The 16,831-nt window shown below is 49.2% G+C and carries 13 protein-coding genes; 10 read left to right on the forward strand and 3 right to left on the reverse strand.

Going from position 1 to position 16,831, the window contains the following annotated elements; all coding sequences use genetic code 11:
- Position 1 precedes the first annotated feature (1 nt).
- Positions 2-775 carry a hypothetical protein gene (locus AB6805_RS23695; RefSeq protein WP_370911934.1) on the reverse strand — a complete coding sequence of 258 codons (774 nt, stop codon included), beginning with the start codon at positions 773-775 and terminating at the stop codon, positions 2-4.
- Positions 776-878: 103 nt separating this feature from the next.
- On the opposite strand from AB6805_RS23695, the gene AB6805_RS23700 reads away from it, so the two are divergent.
- Positions 879-1,346, forward strand: a complete 468-nt coding sequence (locus AB6805_RS23700) for a hypothetical protein (protein ID WP_370911935.1) — start codon at positions 879-881, stop codon at positions 1,344-1,346.
- A 39-nt stretch (positions 1,347-1,385) separates the two neighbouring features.
- On the opposite strand, the gene AB6805_RS23705 is transcribed toward AB6805_RS23700, so the two are convergent.
- Positions 1,386-1,712, reverse strand: a complete 327-nt coding sequence (locus AB6805_RS23705; RefSeq protein ID WP_370911936.1) for a multidrug efflux SMR transporter — start codon at positions 1,710-1,712, stop codon at positions 1,386-1,388.
- Positions 1,713-1,787: 75 nt separating this feature from the next.
- On the reverse strand, positions 1,788-2,351 hold the full coding sequence (locus AB6805_RS23710) for a Crp/Fnr family transcriptional regulator (RefSeq protein ID WP_370911937.1): 564 nt from the start codon (positions 2,349-2,351) through the stop codon (positions 1,788-1,790).
- A gap of 50 nt (positions 2,352-2,401) precedes the next feature.
- Between AB6805_RS23710 and AB6805_RS23715 the strand changes: the two genes are divergently transcribed.
- The 9 genes from AB6805_RS23715 (at position 2,402) to AB6805_RS23755 (ending at position 16,792) form a co-directional block, all read left to right on the forward strand.
- Positions 2,402-2,968 carry a Crp/Fnr family transcriptional regulator gene (locus AB6805_RS23715; protein ID WP_370911938.1) on the forward strand — a complete coding sequence of 189 codons (567 nt, stop codon included), beginning with the start codon at positions 2,402-2,404 and terminating at the stop codon, positions 2,966-2,968.
- A gap of 63 nt (positions 2,969-3,031) precedes the next feature.
- Positions 3,032-3,844, forward strand: coding sequence for an alpha/beta fold hydrolase (locus tag AB6805_RS23720; protein WP_370911939.1), 813 nt, complete (start codon positions 3,032-3,034; stop codon positions 3,842-3,844).
- 185 nt (positions 3,845-4,029) lie between these two features.
- Complete coding sequence (locus AB6805_RS23725; protein WP_370911940.1) at positions 4,030-4,620, forward strand: RNA polymerase sigma factor; 591 nt, start codon at positions 4,030-4,032, stop codon at positions 4,618-4,620.
- Positions 4,621-4,731: 111 nt separating this feature from the next.
- Positions 4,732-5,898, forward strand: a complete 1,167-nt coding sequence (locus AB6805_RS23730) for a FecR family protein (protein WP_370911941.1) — start codon at positions 4,732-4,734, stop codon at positions 5,896-5,898.
- A 253-nt stretch (positions 5,899-6,151) separates the two neighbouring features.
- Positions 6,152-9,397, forward strand: a complete 3,246-nt coding sequence (locus tag AB6805_RS23735; RefSeq protein ID WP_370911942.1) for a TonB-dependent receptor — start codon at positions 6,152-6,154, stop codon at positions 9,395-9,397.
- A gap of 15 nt (positions 9,398-9,412) precedes the next feature.
- Positions 9,413-10,876 (forward strand): RagB/SusD family nutrient uptake outer membrane protein, encoded by a 1,464-nt coding sequence (locus AB6805_RS23740; RefSeq protein WP_370911943.1) that lies wholly within the window; start codon positions 9,413-9,415, stop codon positions 10,874-10,876.
- Positions 10,877-10,955: 79 nt separating this feature from the next.
- Positions 10,956-12,605 carry an FAD-dependent oxidoreductase gene (locus AB6805_RS23745; RefSeq protein ID WP_370911944.1) on the forward strand — a complete coding sequence of 550 codons (1,650 nt, stop codon included), beginning with the start codon at positions 10,956-10,958 and terminating at the stop codon, positions 12,603-12,605.
- A 3-nt stretch (positions 12,606-12,608) separates the two neighbouring features.
- On the forward strand, positions 12,609-13,844 hold the full coding sequence (locus tag AB6805_RS23750; protein WP_370911945.1) for an MFS transporter: 1,236 nt from the start codon (positions 12,609-12,611) through the stop codon (positions 13,842-13,844).
- 32 nt (positions 13,845-13,876) lie between these two features.
- Entirely contained in the window at positions 13,877-16,792 is a 2,916-nt protein-coding gene (locus AB6805_RS23755; protein WP_370911946.1) for a T9SS type A sorting domain-containing protein, read from the forward strand.
- Positions 16,793-16,831: the final 39 nt, after the last annotated feature.

Here is a 16,831-nt window from a genome sequence, read left to right on the forward strand (position 1 = left end):
ATCAGGTATATTCAAAACAAATCACTGCTTTCTTTACCTGATCATTATGAAATAAATAGAGCTGATCGGCGGCATTTTCCTGGAAATGGTATCCTTCCATACAGGCTACATAGTTAAAAAGGCTTCCATCTGCATTCACAGGCTTTTCCATCAGGTTGTCACCCGTGTATTGGCATTCTTCGAGAGGAAGATGACCGGTATTAATTTCATCTATTACCCCGTTGATTTTTTTACCGATAATTTCTGACATGTAATCCGAAGGTGCATCATTCCGTAAATCATCCGCAGTGAGTTTCAGCAGCCGTTCTAATCTCCTGATGTCGTCTACCGTTAATCCCGGCCGGTGGAAATCCCGGTCGTATAATTCTCCGAATTTCTTATAATACGACTTCTTTAACTGATACATCGCATCGTTAAAATTAAATTGGATCTCTTCGTCGCTATATTCCAGGTGGTAATTTTCCGGCGAAATTTCAGTGGAAACGGTAAAGTATTCCCACGGCGCGTCAAACTTATATTTACCATCGATAATATCAAAACCAAGCATATCGCACCTGGTATAGTCGGTATGAAAAGAGGTGGTGTTTTCGCCTAACCGGCCGTTGTATATCTCTTTTACCGATACAAAATGCAGCCACTGATCTTTTCCCTGGGGCAGGAACTGCAAATTAACAGAACATAACGGCAGGAAATATTTCCTGTGATTTTCTATATCACCATAAAAAACATCCTCATATTCCGGAAATATTTTAATGAAGTTTGCTGGTATTTCCATTAACGCCTGATTTTATTTATTTGAATTTTTAAAGATAGTTTTTTGCCTGCTGATTATAATGTTAAATGAATATTGTATTATACTTGCTATTCAATGAACCTTTATGACAAGCCAGGAGAAGATCGCTTTTAAAGCCAGGTTAAAACAGGCAGGGCTGCAGTTAATATCCGAACGTATTGCCATGGCTAAAGCGGCCGGGGACCGCGCACAGGAGGCAGCGAATGGTGAAGACAAAAGTTCGGCGGGAGATAAATATGAAACAGGAAGGGCAATGGGGCACCTGGAGAAAGATATGTATGCACGGCAACAGGCGGAGCATGTAAAGGAATTGGCCAGGTTGCAGCAGGTAAATACAGATAATATTTATACCACCCCGCAAACAGGCGCCCTGGTGCAATGTGCAGAGCAGTCTTTTTTTATTGCAGCAGGACTGGGGAGGCAACTGATAGAGGAGCAAACCATCTTTTTCCTGTCTCCCTATACACCCCTGGCGAAATTATTGCTGCAAAAAAAAGCGGGAGATCAATTCCTGTTCAATAAAGAAGAAATAACGATCCTCACAATTTATTAGACGCTTCTTTGCAACAATAATTTTCACCGGCTGATATCGCTAATGCGAGGCCGCTTTCAGCCCAACAATAGATCCTATTAATGTTGCTATAAAGAACAGTCTCCAGAAATGAGCAGGTTCGTTAAAAACAAAAATACCCATCAAAGCAGTGCCCACCGCACCGATACCTGTCCATACCGCGTAGGCCGTTCCCAGGGGCAGGTTTTGCGTAGCCTTCATCAGTAAAAGCATACTGGCCACCAGTGAGAACAGGAAAGCGCCGTACCACAAATACATGGTGGTGCCTGTTGATTCCTTTGCTTTTCCAAGGCTGGAGGTAAATGCCACCTCGAACAAGCCAGCGATGATTAAAATAATCCAGTTCATGATAATTGATTTAGTGCAGCTAAGGTCGCATGTTGCCGGCAGTAAAAATTTTACAAATGATAAAAACTTTGTAATCTATTTCAATTCAGACCTGATCCTGCTCAAACTGACCTGTGTCATACCGAGATAAGAGGCGATATGACCAAGTTGCACCCGTTGCAGTAATTCCGGATCGGTTGCCATCAGTTCTTTGTAGCGTTCCATGGCGGTTCTGCACTGCCTGAAAATAAGCCGTTCTTCAATTTTTATCAATTCCTGCTCCGCAAATTTTCGCCCCCAATTGGCGATATGAATATCTTTATTAAACAGCTTACGCAAATGATCTGTATTTAATTCATACAGGTCGCATGATTCCAGCAATTCTATAGTTTCATATCCTTTTTGATTGTCCACATAGTTTTTCATGGAGATAACAGCGTCGCCTTCTTTTCCAAACCAGAAAGTTACTTCTTCCTCACCCGGATTCGCGTATGCCCGTACCACACCTTTCGCTATGAAATACATTTTAGATTCTATCCTGTTCACTTTAAATAAAACATGTCCTTTGGGATAGGTTATTTCGTAAATATTTTCTTTTAGTAAGACTTTTGATTTTTCCGGTAACGGATATATGCTGTCAATTATATTGTCTATATTCATAAAGCGCCTGCGTTAAAAAGTGAATATACTATATATTAAGAATTGAATTTATGGAGCGATATGAGTTTTTCCGGCAATTTCATGATATCAGTATAGCCGATTATCAACTGCTGACGGATAGTCTTGGCGTAAGGTCGTTTAAGAAAGGGGAGTTCATTACGGTGCCAGGGCAGGTTCAACGCGAGCTGTACTTTGTGAAAAGCGGTGTGCAGATGTCGTACTTTGATACAGGCGACAAGATCTATACACTTGCTTTTACCTATTTCCCGTATCTATGCGCCATCGCAGCATCTTTTTCGTTCCAGGAACCTTCGAAATACTTTTTAACCTGTTTAACCGACAGTGAACTGGAGTACATTACTTATGATGAACTGCAGCAACTGATCGATCAATCGCAGCAAATAGAAAGGCTTTTCAGGCGGATGACGGAAGCCATGTTAGCAGGCATGATTGACCTGCATATCGACCTGCGTGCCATGACCATTGAAGAACGATATAAAACGTTTTGCAGGAAAAACCCCGACCTGCTTCAACTGGTGCCACACAAGTACATCGCGTCTTACCTGGGGATAGACCCCACTAATTTCAGCAAGCTGTTTAACAACGTTATATTCTGATGTTGGTGTATACCAAGATTTGTTTGCCGGCAAGGAACGAATTTAGCAGGCAAATAAACAGCTATGCAGTTATCAGAAAAATATGCGATCCATGGGAATTATGCGGAGGTGAATGGACTAAAGATGTATTATGAAATACACGGAGAAGGAAAGCCGCTCCTGCTGTTACCGGGAGCGCTTTCCGGAATCGGCACTGCATTTGGAAAGCTAATTCCGTTGCTCGCCGGGGAGAGACAGGTGATTGCCGTTGAATTTCAGGGGTACGGGCATACCACAGACATACCGGAACGTCCGCTTTCTTATGAGCAATTTGCGGATGATGTGACTGCTTTACTCGGTGTGCTGAATATATCGCAAACAGATATTTTCGGCTATAGCACGGGGGCCGGTGTGGCGCTCCAGGTGGCTATCCGCCAGCCGGGCGCCGTCAGAAAACTTGTACTGGCCTCCGTCAGCTACAACAGCAGCGGGCGCCATCCGGATCTCAACATCCTGTTTACCCCGGAAGTGATGAATGAAGCGCTGAAGGGGAGCCCTTATGAAGCGGAGTACCTGCGTACAGCCGCCCGGCCGGAAGACTGGCCCGCGCTTCTTGCCAAGGTGAGAGCGTTTGAACAAACGGTGCAGGATTGGCCTGCAGCTGACATCAGGAATATCAAGGCGCCTGCCCTGATTATAGCCGGCGACTCGGATATTGTACTGCCGGAACATGTGCTGGAGTTATACAAATTACTGGGTGGGGGCAGCCTGGGGGAGTTGTCGATGCCTGTGTCGCAATTGGCCATATTGCCCGGAACCATGCATACCGCGTTAACCCAAAGGACTGATTTACTCATGGCAATGATCCCTGGTTTCCTGGACCCAGAAATAATGTAACGAATACTTCACGAATGCCTATGCCATGGGTAGGCTATGGGTAACCAATGGGGTCCGCATGGACTTCTGATGCACTTCCAATGCACTACTCATGGACTCCCCATGCACTCCCTATACACTATGCCCGCTCCAATTTCCCGTAGAATCCACTTTTCTAATTCCCAATTTTATTACATTTATGCCAAATGGGGGATTCCACGATCACTGAAGCAGAATACCTGGAGCGGCTCCGGAAGGGCGATGTAGCCGCATATATGCAGCTGTACGACCAATACAGTGGGCATGTATATGGATGGGTGCTTCGTTTTGTGAAAGTACCCGCTTATGCGGAAGACATTGTACAGGACGTATTCCTGAAGATATGGGAAGTCCGCGATCGGCTGGACCCTGCGCAATCCTTTCCGGCTTATCTTTATAAAATCAGCCGTAACAAAACTTTTACTTTCCTTAAAAAAAATGCTTCTGACGAAGCCACCCGCCTCCAGATCATGCAGCGGATCGGCGAAATAACAGAATCGCCCTATCACCAGGCGCTGTGGGCCCAGTACCAGCAAATGCTCAACAACGCTATCACCCAATTGCCTTCCCAGCGGCAAAAGGTGTTTGTGCTGTGCCGGCAGGAAGGCAAAAGCTATGAGGAGGCCGCAAAAGAGCTGGGCATTTCCCGCAATACCGTGAAAGAACATATGGTGATGGCCCTCAAGGATATCAAAGCGTATTTCTACCGGCACGGCGACCTCTCCCTGGCCATACTGCTTTTCCTGCACCGGCTCTGACACCGGCTGTTTATATAATAATAAAAATTATTTATTCACCGACCCACCCTCTTTTTTCCGGCGACAGTATATATTAGAAGCAGGTCCACGTACTGCGTACAAAACTGATACATGCCACAGGAAAAAGATCATTACCAGCAACTGCTGCGGCGCTTTCTTGACAATAACTGCACTCCCGCGGAAACCAGGGAGCTGTTCGACTTCCTGCAGCAGGACGCATCCAACCGTTTGCTGCTGGAAGAAATGAATGCTTCGTTCGGCCTGCCCGCTCCCGGAGAGCAGGGGCCATGGCGCGACCGGGTAAGAGAACAACTGCTCCTTGCCGCGCAACCGGTGAAAGTAATCCCGCTCTATAAAAAATGGCTGCCGAAAGTAGCGGCGGCGGTGCTATTGCTGGCAGTCGCCACTTTTGCATGGCAGTATTTCCGCACCACAAAAATTGCAGCGCCCGCCACCACGCTGGCCAGCGCCTCAAAGGATGCTATGCCGGGCGGCAGCAAGGCAACGCTCACCCTGGCCAATGGCGCCACAGTAGTGCTCGACAGCGCCGCTCATGAAATGATCCCCAGTCAGGGTACAGCAAAAGTGATCCGGATAAACGGACAATTAAAATATGAAGCAGGCCAGGCAGCAGATGCTCCCGTGGTATATAATACACTGGCCACACCACGGGGTGGTCAGTTCAAAATAGAGTTGCCGGATGGTACGATGGTATGGCTCAATGCAGCGTCATCCCTGCGTTTCCCAACTGCGTTTAACGGGAAAGAGCGCACGGTGATACTTAACGGCGAGGGCTACTTTGAAGTGGCACACCGGGATAATATGCCCTTTAAAGTACAGCTGGGCAGCGGCGTGGTAGAAGTGCTGGGCACCCGCTTTAATATTATGGCTTACCAGAATGAAGCAAACGTAAAAACCACCTTGTTACAGGGCGCGGTGAAAGTGAGTCACAACAATGAGAGTGTTCGCCTTGCGCAGGGGCAGCAGGCCAGCTGGGCGGCCGGTGGCAGCAGTATCACCGTTGGTCCGGCAGATACCGATGAAGCAGTGTCCTGGAAAGAAGGCTACTTCCAGTTCAACAGGGCGCCGCTGACGGATGTAATGCGGCAGCTGCAGCGATGGTATGATGTGGAAGTCCGTTATGAAGGCAATACCGGAAAAAGAGAGTTCTGGGGCAAGATACCGAGGAATGTGCGGCTGAGTGAAGCGCTCAAAATACTGGAGCTTAGCAGCATTCAATATTCCATGAAAGGCGATACTATTATTATTCACCAATAAAAACAATCAACAACCAACAGTGTCCACTTATGAAATGACAGCAATGGTAAGATAACCAAAAACGGAAGTGTCGTTACCACCTCCGTTTTGTTCAGGTTATCATTACAATAATTCCGTGTATGAAAGATTGATTATCTCACCTAAACAATTCCAATTTATGCAATTATCAGGTCTCTTCAAAAACCTGAGCGAGAAACATTTTCCTGTTACCAGGCGATTCCGCCTTTTACCGGGCAGAAAAATCAGGCTCATTATGAAACTGACATACTTTCTTTTACTGGCATGTTTTTGCCAGGTACACGCCAGCAGTAGTTACGCGCAAAAGGTCACGCTTCATGAAAAAAACGTATCCCTCGAACACCTGATCAGGAATATTGAACGGCAGTCGGGCTACGTATTTTTTCTTGACTATGCACTACTGGATCCTGCAAAAAAGGTCAGCGTAGATATTACGGAAGGCACCTTACAGGACGCGATAAACCTTTGTTTCCGGCAGTTTGCGCTGACTTATACCATCGTAGGCAAAACGATTGTTGTAAAACAAAAAACGTACGAGGCGGCCGATCCCGCCATTGAGGTGCGTGGTAAGGTAACGGATGCGGATGGCAAACCGGTTCCGGGTGTATCCGTTTCGGTGCCGGGAACGAAACTAGGCACCGTTACAAATGACAGCGGCGACTTTATATTATCGGTGCTGCCTACAGCCACCCTGCATTTCAGCATGATAGGTTACAAGGCAACGGATGTTGCGGTGAATGGACGTAAAACTATTACGGTAGTTATCACGATGGAGAACACTGCACTGAGTGATTTTATCGTGGTGGGTTATGGCACACAACGCCGGGGAGATGTAACCGGTGCTATCGCTTCGGTAAACACCAAAACGCTGGAAGGAACGCCTATCCGCTCGGTGGATCAGGCGTTGCAGGGCAGGGTAGCGGGTGTTACCTTTGTGCAGAACTCCGGTATGCCGGGCGCAGGATCTTCTATCCGCGTGCGTGGCGGCAACTCCATCAACGGCAGCAATGAACCATTGTATGTGATAGATGGTGTGCCGGTATTTGCAGATCAGGGCAGCGATGGTACATCGCTTAACCCGCTGAACAGTATCAGCCCTACCGATATCGCCTCCATTGAAATATTGAAAGATGCTTCGGCAACGGCGATTTATGGTTCGCGTGGGGGCAACGGCGTAGTGCTCATCACCACTTCCCGCGGGCAACGCGGCGATTCGCGGGTTACATTTGATTCCTACTATGGCTCGCAGCAGGTGCTCAAAAAATATTCGCTGCTGAATGCGTCGCAGTTTGAGCAGCTGGCCAATGAAGCCAGTGTTGCCGAAAACGGTCCTGAATTATATGATCTCAGCAAAACTCCCGCCACTACCGACTGGCAGGACGCGATTTTTAAAACGGCTCCCATACAAAGCTATTCCCTGTCATTTTCCGGTGGCGATCCAAAGACCCGCTTCCTCGTTACCGCCAATTACTTTGATCAGCAGGGTATTGTGCGGGCATCTGATCTGAAGCGGTATTCGTTGCGCGCTAATCTTGATAAAGATATCCGGGATAATGTTAAACTCGGGAGCAGTCTTACCATCAGTAATGTGCGCACCAACCGGGTGAACAGTTCTTCCCTGTTTACAATGGCCACTACCGCACCCAATCTGCCTATATATCAGCCGGATGGCAGTTATACGGAAGTGAACAACCAGGGCGCGCCTTTCGATAACCCGGTGGCGTTGATTGAAAACTATCAGAACTATAACAACGTTTACCGAACGCTGGGAAACGTATACGCCAGTATCGACATCATCAAAGGGCTTACTTTCAAAACGCTCTGGGGTGCCGACGTTAGTTTCGCCCGCAATGATACTTACCTTCCGCAAGCCGTGTATTCAGGATCACAGCTGGGGGGAAATGCAGCGGTATCCACCAATCAAACCTTTACGTGGCTAAACGAAAATACGCTTAACTACACGATGAACCGCGACGGGCATCAGCTCAACCTGCTCGGTGGGTTTACCCAGCAAAGTTCTTCTTATCAGTCGCTCGGTGCGGAAGCACAAGGCTTCCTGAACGATAACCTCGGCACCAACGCATTGGGCAATGCGGCCTCTGTGCAACCTTCTTCTTCCAGCATTGCCAGGTGGGCGCTGCTCAGCTATCTCGGCAGGATCAACTATAGCTTCCGGAACAAATACCTGCTTACCCTCACCGGCCGGTACGATGGCTCTTCACGTTTTGGAAAAAATAACCGCTTTGGTTTTTTCCCTTCAGCTGCAGTGGGCTGGAAACTGGACCAGGAGCCTTTCATACGCGATCTGCATGTTTTCAGCAACCTGAAATTAAGGGTGAGTCATGGCCTCACCGGTAACCAGGACGGCATCGGTAATTATCCTTCACTCGACCTGATGGGCAAGGCTAACTATTCCATCGGCGGCGTGAACGTGATAGGGCTTACGCCTTCACAGGTAGGAAACCCGGATCTGCGCTGGGAATCCACCGCGCAATCGGATATCGGTCTTGAATTCGGATTTTTTGATAACAGGCTGACTTTTATCACCGATGTATACTATAAAAAAACAAGCGACCTGCTGTTGTATGTGAAAATTCCAACCACGTCAGGTTTTTCCACTTCACTGCAAAACAGGGGACAGGTAGAAAACAAAGGGATAGAGTTCACGGTAAATGCTACGCCGCTGGAAAAGGATCTCCGCTGGGAAACCGGGTTTAATATTTCTTTCAATCGGAACAAAGTGCTGGACCTCGCCGGGGCCGAACGCCTCTTTGCAGGCCAGGGTCCTAACCAATCCACCATTGTGCAGGTAGGGCAGCCTCTAGGCACTTTCTTCGGCTTTGCCAGTGATGGTATTTTTAAGTCGAAAGAAGAAGTGGATGCTTCCGCCCAAAAAACTGCCAAACCCGGTGATATCCGCTTCAGGGATGTAAACGGCGATAAAAAGATCAACGACGACGACCGCGTATTACTGGGCAATGCACAGCCGAAATTCTCTTTCGGATTCAGCAATACATTTTCCCTGAAAGGATTCGACCTGATGGTGCTGCTCCAGGGTGTTTACGGCAACAAGCTGTATAACGTTAACACCAGTACGCTGGAGAATCTTACCGGCCTGCAAAACCAAAGCACTACCACACTTAACCGCTGGACGCCCGATAACACCAACACAAATATTCCGCGTGCTACCACGGTGAAGCCAACCGCCCGTTCGTGGGACCGGATGGTGGAAGACGGCTCTTACATGCGGGTGAAAACGGTGCAGTTGGGATACAATCTGCCGCAGGCAAACCTGCAACGCATTAAACTCGCTGCATTGAAGGTATATGTGAATGTACAGAACCTGGTCACCATCACCAATTACTCGGGGCTTGATCCGGAAGTAAGCCGCTATGGATCGGACAATGTAAGCCCGGGCTTCGACTCCGGCGCTTACCCGAACGCACGTACGATTTCTTTTGGTATTAATGCCAGCTTCTAATCAAAATCATTTGTCATGAGATCTGCATTTTATTTCATCATCATATTTTTTACGCTGGCAGCAGCGGGTTGCGCCAAACTTGACGGCGTTCCGGAAGGCACTTATACCACGGACAATTTTTATAAAACAGAAGCAGATGCCGTGTCTGCCGTTAACGCGGTGTATTCCGGCATGACCAGCTCTTATCTCTACAACCAGTTTATGGAAGTGATACAGTCGCAGGGCACGGACGACTGTGAATGGGGCTTTGGCCGCAACACCAGCAACACCGATAAAACGGCGCTGGATAAATTCAATTTCGATGCCGGCACTAATTTGTTTTACCAGTTCTGGAGCACTTCTTACCAGGTGATTAACCGTGCCAACACAGCGGTGGAAAATATCGGGGCCATGACGGCCGTTGGCAGCGATAAAAAGCAGCGTATGCAGGCGGAAGCCCGTTTTGTGCGGGGGCTGATATATTTTAACCTTGTTCGGCTTTTTGGTGGCGTGCCATTGCAGTTGGCGCCTACCACTTCGTTGAATGATCTTGCCGTTAAAAGAGCTACTGAAGAAGAAGTGTACGCGCAGATTATTGCCGACTTCCAGTTTGGTGCGGAGCACCTGCCGCCGGATTACGATGCGGTGAACGCCGGAAGGGCCACCAGCGGCGCTGCTACGGCCATGCTTGTGAAAACCTACCTGACGCGGAAGGAATATTCAAAGGCAGTGGAAGAGGCCAGGAAGGTGATCACATCGGGGCGTTATTCGCTTTGGGCATCTTACCAGGATGTATTCCTGATCGCCAATGAAAACAAAACGGAATCCATTTTTGAAGTGCAGTTCCTGAGTGGTTCAGGTAATATTCCCAGCAGCTTTGCGGGGTTCTACCGTCCATCGTTTGATAAGCGGCCAGGCTTCGGTGGTAATGGCGATAATCCTGTTACCAAAAATCATTACGAAGCCTATGCAGAGGGCGATTTGCGGAGGGATGTAAACGTGATTAAGTATTCCTATACCACGGATCCAAAAGCGCCTGCCACGATAAAAAATCCTTATTACGTCGCCAAGTTTAAAGATCCTGCGGCGCTGAATGTGAATGATGGCGGCAATAACTATTACATTGTCCGTTATGCAGATGTATTGCTGATGTTCGCAGAAGCGCTGTATATGTCCAGCCCCGGCAGCACCGAAGCGCTGGAGGCATTTAACCAGGTAAGAAGGCGCGCGTATGGCCTGCCTGTAAACACGCCGTCTGCGAAAGATCTTGCAGGAGGTTTGAGCGCTGCGGCATTCCAGGATTCTGTACTGAAAGAAAGACGGCTGGAATTTGCGTTTGAAGGGCAGCGTCGCTTCGACTTGTTGCGTACCGGCAAACTGAAACAGGCCATGAACGCGCAGGATGCGGCTATAACAGTGAGGGATTCCGATACGCTTTTCCCGATTCCGTCGCAGGAAATGGATACCAATCCGCTGCTGGAACAGAACCCGGGATTCTGATCAGATAACTTTTTCCGGCTGGCACGAACAGGATTGTACCTGTTCGTGCAGCTATACTCATGCTTAAATAATAACGAAAATGAGGACTTCAATTATCCGTAGCCTGGTAGTAATGATCATTTTGCTGGGCACTAACCGGTTGCAGGCCCAGAAGCGCTGGGATGTATGTGTGTATGGAGAAACGCCTGCGGGCATTATGGCGGCCATACAGGCGGCGAAAATGAATAAACAGGTATTGCTGATCAGCAACACGGCGCATCTGGGTGGTGTGGCTACTTCGGGTCTTACGGCCACCGACCTGAATAATTTCAGGAGCGCCGGCGGACTCACACGCGAATTTTACCAGCGCCTGTATACTTACTACAGTGACAGCAGCGCATGGCGTTGCGAATCGAGAGACGTGTTTTTTGAGCGTTCCAAAAAGCGCACCTTCTCCGGGAAAAACGACTCCCTGAAAATGCAGTGGGTGTATGAATCCCGCGTAGCGGAAAATATACTGAAAAAAATGCTGGAAGAAGCCGGCGTGGAAGTGGTATACAAAGAAAGGCTGCGGCTGAAAAAAGGTGTAGAAAAAAAAGATGCCCGCATTGTTTCCATTCAAATGGAGAACGGCCATCGCTATCATGCAAAAGTATTTATCGACGCTACCTATGAAGGAGACCTGATGGCAACCGCCGGTGTTTCCAATATCGTGGGCAGGGAAGCGAATAGTGTATATAATGAAACGTTGAATGGTATTAAACTGAACGATATCATTGGCAAAGGCAGTAGTTCTATCGATCCTTATATTAAAAAAGGTGACCCTTCCTCCGGTGTGCTGCCTTTCCTGGAACCAAAAATTCCGGGTGCAAACGGGGAAGGTGATCACCGCACGCAATCGTACTGTTACCGGATGACGCTGACCGATGATCCGGCGAACCGTATCGACATTGTAAAACCTGCCGGCTATCAGCCGCTCTGGTACGAATTCCTGGCGAGGATGCTGGAAATGAATCCCGGCTACATGCTGAAAAATATTATTTCTTTCACACCCATGCCCAATAAAAAAACGGATACCAACCAGGCCGATTTCGTGGGCGCCAATTACGGATGGCCGGAAGGCAATTATGCAGAACGGGGCAAGATCGCTCAAATGCATAAGGACTATGTACTGGGGTTGCTCTGGTTCCTGGGTAACGATCCGCGGGTACCCGATTCCCTGCGTACAGAAATGAAGCGCTGGGGTTTACCGAAAGATGAGTTTACAGATAATGGCAACTTCCCTCACCAGCTGTATGTACGGGAGGCGAGGAGAATGGTGAGCGATTACGTGATGACAGAAAGGAACTGCAATGGCGAGGAGCCTGTGGAAGATGCCGTGGCAGTAGCCACCTATCCGCTGGATTGCCACCATGTTTCCCGCGTGGTAGACGCGCAGGGGAGAGTACATGCGGAAGGCAGTTATGGTAAACAGAAGAACACTTATTACACGATCAGTTACCGTTCATTAAGACCAAAGTCCTCCGAAGCAGTCAATCTGTTGGTACCGGTATGCCTGTCGGCCTCGCATGTGGCTTACAGTTCTATCCGCATGGAGCCGGTATTCATGGTGCTGGGGCAATCTGCCGGCACAGCTGCCGCACTTGCGCTTGACCGGAATATTACCCTGCAGGAATTGTCTTATGATGTTTTACAGCCGGTGTTGCTGAAAGACGGGCAGGTACTTTCAATTGAGCGGAATAAATTATAGCAGATGACGAACATACAACAGTCGAACAGGGGCGCCGTTTTAGCCGCCGTAGTAGTAGCTTCTCTCGGATATTTTGTAGACATCTACGACCTGCTGCTTTTCAGCATTGTCCGTGTGCCCAGTTTGCAGTCGATTGGACTGCGTGGGGAGGATGTAACCAACAAAGGTATTTTATTACTCAATGTGCAGATGACCGGTATGTTGCTCGGTGGTATTCTCTGGGGCGTGCTGGGCGACAGGAAAGGGCGGTTGTCTGTACTTTTCGGGTCCATCTTTCTTTATTCCGTGGCGAACATTGCCAACGGTTTTGCAGACAGTGTGTGGAGCTATGCGTTATGGCGTTTTGTTGCTGGTCTTGGCCTGGCTGGTGAACTCGGTGCAGGCATCACGCTGGTGGCGGAACTGATGCCGAAAGAAAAGCGGGGTTATGCCACCACCATTGTTGCGGCAGTAGGTATCAGTGGTGCAGTGGCGGCATATTTTGTGGCGCAGTATTTCACCTGGAGAACCAGTTTTTTTATTGGCGGAGGCCTCGGTCTTTTATTATTGCTGCTGCGCATTGGCGTGGCAGAATCGGGCATGTTTGGAGCGGCGAAGCATTCGGAGAACAGGGGCAACTTCCTGGCGCTTTTCACAAATGGGAAGAGGTTCTTTAAATACCTGCGCTGCATCCTGATTGGCGTGCCGCTCTGGTTCGTGGTGGGCGTGCTGATCACACTCTCGCCTGAATTTGGGAAGGTGCTGCATATCCAGGGCGATGTGAATGCCGGTGCGGCAGTGGCGTGGTGTTATGGCGGCCTGGTAGTGGGCGATATTTTCAGCGGCGCCCTCAGCCAGTTATTAAAAAGCAGGATCAGGGTGGTATACGTTTACCTGTTCTGCTGCATGGCGGCTGTCAGCATTTATTTCCTGGCGGCGGGTATCAGCCTGCAGCTCTTTTATTGGGTATGCGGCCTGCTTGGTTTTTCTGTTGGCTATTGGGTAGTTTTTATGACGATTGCCACCGAACAGTTTGGCACTAATATCCGGGCAACGGTGACCACCACCGTCCCCAATTTTGTGCGCGGCGCAGTAGTGCCGCTCACCTTTCTTTTTCAATTCATGCAACTGCTTTTTAACGGATCCCTGGTGTATGCCGGCATCAGTGTAGGCGTGATATGCCTGGCACTGGCGTTCTGGTCGCTTACCGGCATGCAGGAAACATTTCATAAAGACCTGGATTACCTGGAGGAATGGTAGCTATACTCACTTTTTAAAACCACGTTCCACTTATGAAAAAACTGATACTTATGCTGACGATGCTTATCGTCGCGGGCAACGCGATTGCACAAGCCGTCAAAACCACGTTGACAGATTCCGCGGGCATATATACCCTGCATCGCGGCGGTGTGCCGTATTACATTAAAGGCGCCGCCGCCAACAATTTTTATGTGCAGGTAGCTGCCTATGGGGGCAATACCATCCGTACTTACAGTATCAACGATTCCACCGCAGCGTGGCTCGACAGCGCCAATGCGCATGGCATCACCGTTTGTTTGGGGTTGGGGATTAAGAAGCAGCAGGAAATGAATTATGGAGATACCGCTGCTGTGCGGTTGCAATTTGAAAATATGCGAAGCCAGGTGCTCGCATTCAGGGATCATCCTGCCGTGCTGATGTGGGCGATCGGTAATGAAACAGATGCCAATTATAACAGCCTGGATACCGCCGCCAATATCCTTTTCTGGGATGCCCTCAACAACATTGCCACCATGATTCATGAAGTGGATACCAACCATCTCACCACTGCGGTACTGGTAAACTCCGATGTAAAGAAGATTAAGTTGTTGAAAGAAAGATTTACAGCATTGGACATACTTTCCATTAACAGCTATGCGCCTAATATTCCCGGGGTGCTGGGCAACCTGCAAACCGCTGGCTGGACAAGGCCCTATATGATTACGGAGTTCGGGCCGAGAGGCACCTGGCAAATGAATCCGGAGCCTTCGCGGAAGATGCCCTGGGGTGGATTGGTGGAACAAACCAGTACAGAAAAGGCGGTGGTGTACCGCCAGATATACCAGGATCATATTGCTGCGAATGCGTCCAATAATTGTCTTGGTGGCTTTGTGTTTGTATGGGGATATCAGTCTTCCGGCGACGTAGTCACCTGGTTCGGACTGTATAACCGGCTGGGAGAAGCTTTCGGGGCTGCCGATGAAATGCAGTATGTATGGACGGGGCAGTATCCTGTGAATCACGCACCGGTGATCCGCAACAGGGATTCGCTGCTGCTCAACGGGAAGCGCGCGGAAGATACCGTGATCGTGGAAGCAAATTCTCTTAATACCGGGTGGGTACGCGCCAGTGATCCCGATAATGATTCATTGCATTACGAATGGCTGATCATTCCCGAAAACAGTATTATGGCCGGAGGAGAGGCTACGGCCAGTTTACCTGCGCTCCCGGGTTTGATTGTTTCGCAGCATGCCGACAGCGCCCGCTTTACGGCGCCGGCAGCAGCGGGCAACTACCGGTTATATGTATACGTACATGATCAGCGCGGGAAGATTGCCAATGCGTCTATCCCGTTTAAGGTAACACCATCTACCATCGGAAGACTCATAAGATCTACATCCACCGGCGGCAGCTGGTCGTTGCCCGGCAGCTGGCAGGGCGGCGTAGTACCCGCGGATGCGGATACGGCGGTGATCATTGCAGGCAGCACCATCACCATCAATACGCCGGTGAAAGTAACACGCACGGAAATTACCGGCACACTGGGCTTCAATACCACTACCACCCACACCTTTACTACCGGGGACCTGTTAGTGAACAACACCGGTACTTTCTATGCGCGCAACGGCACCATTGGCAGAACAATTACGGTGAATGGCAACCTGCTGAACAACGGTACCGCCGATTTTTCAAAAGGAAGCACCACCCTGATCATGGGGCCGGCAGCAGATAGCACCGTGATTGGCGGAACAGGAAGTTATACCAATGGCATTATCCGCAGTCTTACGATCAATAATGCCGCCGGTGTTACGTTGCAAACACCCGTAAGCATCCCGTCGGTGCTAACGCTTGCCAGTGGTGTGTTCCATAATGGCAGCAACCTCACGATGGATAATACGCAGGTAGGCGGCAGCGCCAGCTCTGTGAACTGCCAGATCAGGCGTTCGCAACATGCGTCGCTTGCCAATAATTATACATTGGGAAGTACTGCTGCATTGTACGTTGTTTATAATCATGATGTGAATGCGCCGGGGCAAATCATAACCGAAGGTCATGAAATCCCTGTTACCCGGTCGCTGCACAACATCACCATCAACAACCCCGGTGGCGTAATGCTCAGCGATAGTCTCACGCTGAAATCGAGCAATGCCGCTATCACATTAACAGATGGCATCATCCATCTGCCGGCAGGGAAAGCGCTGATCTGTACCAATACTTCGTACAATGGTACATCCGGAAGTAATAATAGTTTTGTGAATGGTGCAGTGGCGCTTACTGCAGGGGCAACGCCTGTTACCAAAACTTTCCCAACCGGGTCTGCGGGGCAGTACAGGAAAGTAGTATTAACAGGATTGTCGTCTGTTACCGGCGCGTTGCTGATGCAGGTGTCTACTGATAGTGCAGTGGGTACGCCGGGTACGGGCATGAGCAGTTTATCTGCTGCAAGACGTTGGCGTTGCGCCGTGCGTAGTGGCAGTCTTGCTGGTTTCACCGCCATCAGTATCGGTTACGGGGCAGATGACGGAGCCACACAAAACCGGCTCGCATTTTCAACTACGCGTACGGGCGCCTATAATGTAATACCCACCGATACCAGCACCGCCGATGCTGTTACCAGTTCAATGGGCAGTTACGGAGCAGGATGGTATTCAACAGGACTAAACGATAGCACTATGCTGCGAACATCCAGGCCCGCCGTGGTTTCCGGAAGTACCACGCACGAGGCGGATGCTTTTGTTTATCCCAATCCGGCAGCGGAAGTGATTTATGTGGTATGTCCGCGGGCAATGAAACAGAAGCTATACGCAAGCCTGCTTGATTTGCAGGGAAGAGTAGTGCATTATTGGATGTTAACACAAGGACAGGTGCGGCAGCCGCTGCGGTTCCCTGCAAAAACCGGCAGTGGTGTTTATTTGCTGGTGCTGGAAGGAACAGGATTCCGGCAAACGTTTAAAGTGGTGAAATTATAAACAATATGGCGGCGCTTCACGATGAAGCGCCGCTTTGTT

It is taken from the genome of Chitinophaga sp. RCC_12, from assembly GCF_041360695.1.
GTDB lineage: Bacteria > Bacteroidota > Bacteroidia > Chitinophagales > Chitinophagaceae > Chitinophaga.

Bases quoted from the DNA above. Each gene is read 5' to 3' on its own strand.
- AB6805_RS23735 (WP_370911942.1), top strand. From the start codon at position 6,152: ATGAAACTGACATACTTTCTTTTACTGGCATGTTTTTGCCAGGTACAC.
- AB6805_RS23755 (WP_370911946.1), top strand. From the start codon at position 13,877: ATGAAAAAACTGATACTTATGCTGACGATGCTTATCGTCGCGGGCAAC.
- AB6805_RS23715 (WP_370911938.1), top strand. From the start codon at position 2,402: ATGGAGCGATATGAGTTTTTCCGGCAATTTCATGATATCAGTATAGCC.
- AB6805_RS23750 (WP_370911945.1), top strand. From the start codon at position 12,609: ATGACGAACATACAACAGTCGAACAGGGGCGCCGTTTTAGCCGCCGTA.
- AB6805_RS23700 (WP_370911935.1), top strand. From the start codon at position 879: ATGACAAGCCAGGAGAAGATCGCTTTTAAAGCCAGGTTAAAACAGGCA.
- AB6805_RS23695 (WP_370911934.1), bottom strand. From the start codon at position 775: ATGGAAATACCAGCAAACTTCATTAAAATATTTCCGGAATATGAGGAT.
- AB6805_RS23720 (WP_370911939.1), top strand. From the start codon at position 3,032: ATGCAGTTATCAGAAAAATATGCGATCCATGGGAATTATGCGGAGGTG.
- AB6805_RS23745 (WP_370911944.1), top strand. From the start codon at position 10,956: ATGAGGACTTCAATTATCCGTAGCCTGGTAGTAATGATCATTTTGCTG.
- AB6805_RS23730 (WP_370911941.1), top strand. From the start codon at position 4,732: ATGCCACAGGAAAAAGATCATTACCAGCAACTGCTGCGGCGCTTTCTT.
- AB6805_RS23725 (WP_370911940.1), top strand. From the start codon at position 4,030: ATGGGGGATTCCACGATCACTGAAGCAGAATACCTGGAGCGGCTCCGG.
- AB6805_RS23740 (WP_370911943.1), top strand. From the start codon at position 9,413: ATGAGATCTGCATTTTATTTCATCATCATATTTTTTACGCTGGCAGCA.
- AB6805_RS23705 (WP_370911936.1), bottom strand. From the start codon at position 1,712: ATGAACTGGATTATTTTAATCATCGCTGGCTTGTTCGAGGTGGCATTT.
- AB6805_RS23710 (WP_370911937.1), bottom strand. From the start codon at position 2,351: ATGAATATAGACAATATAATTGACAGCATATATCCGTTACCGGAAAAA.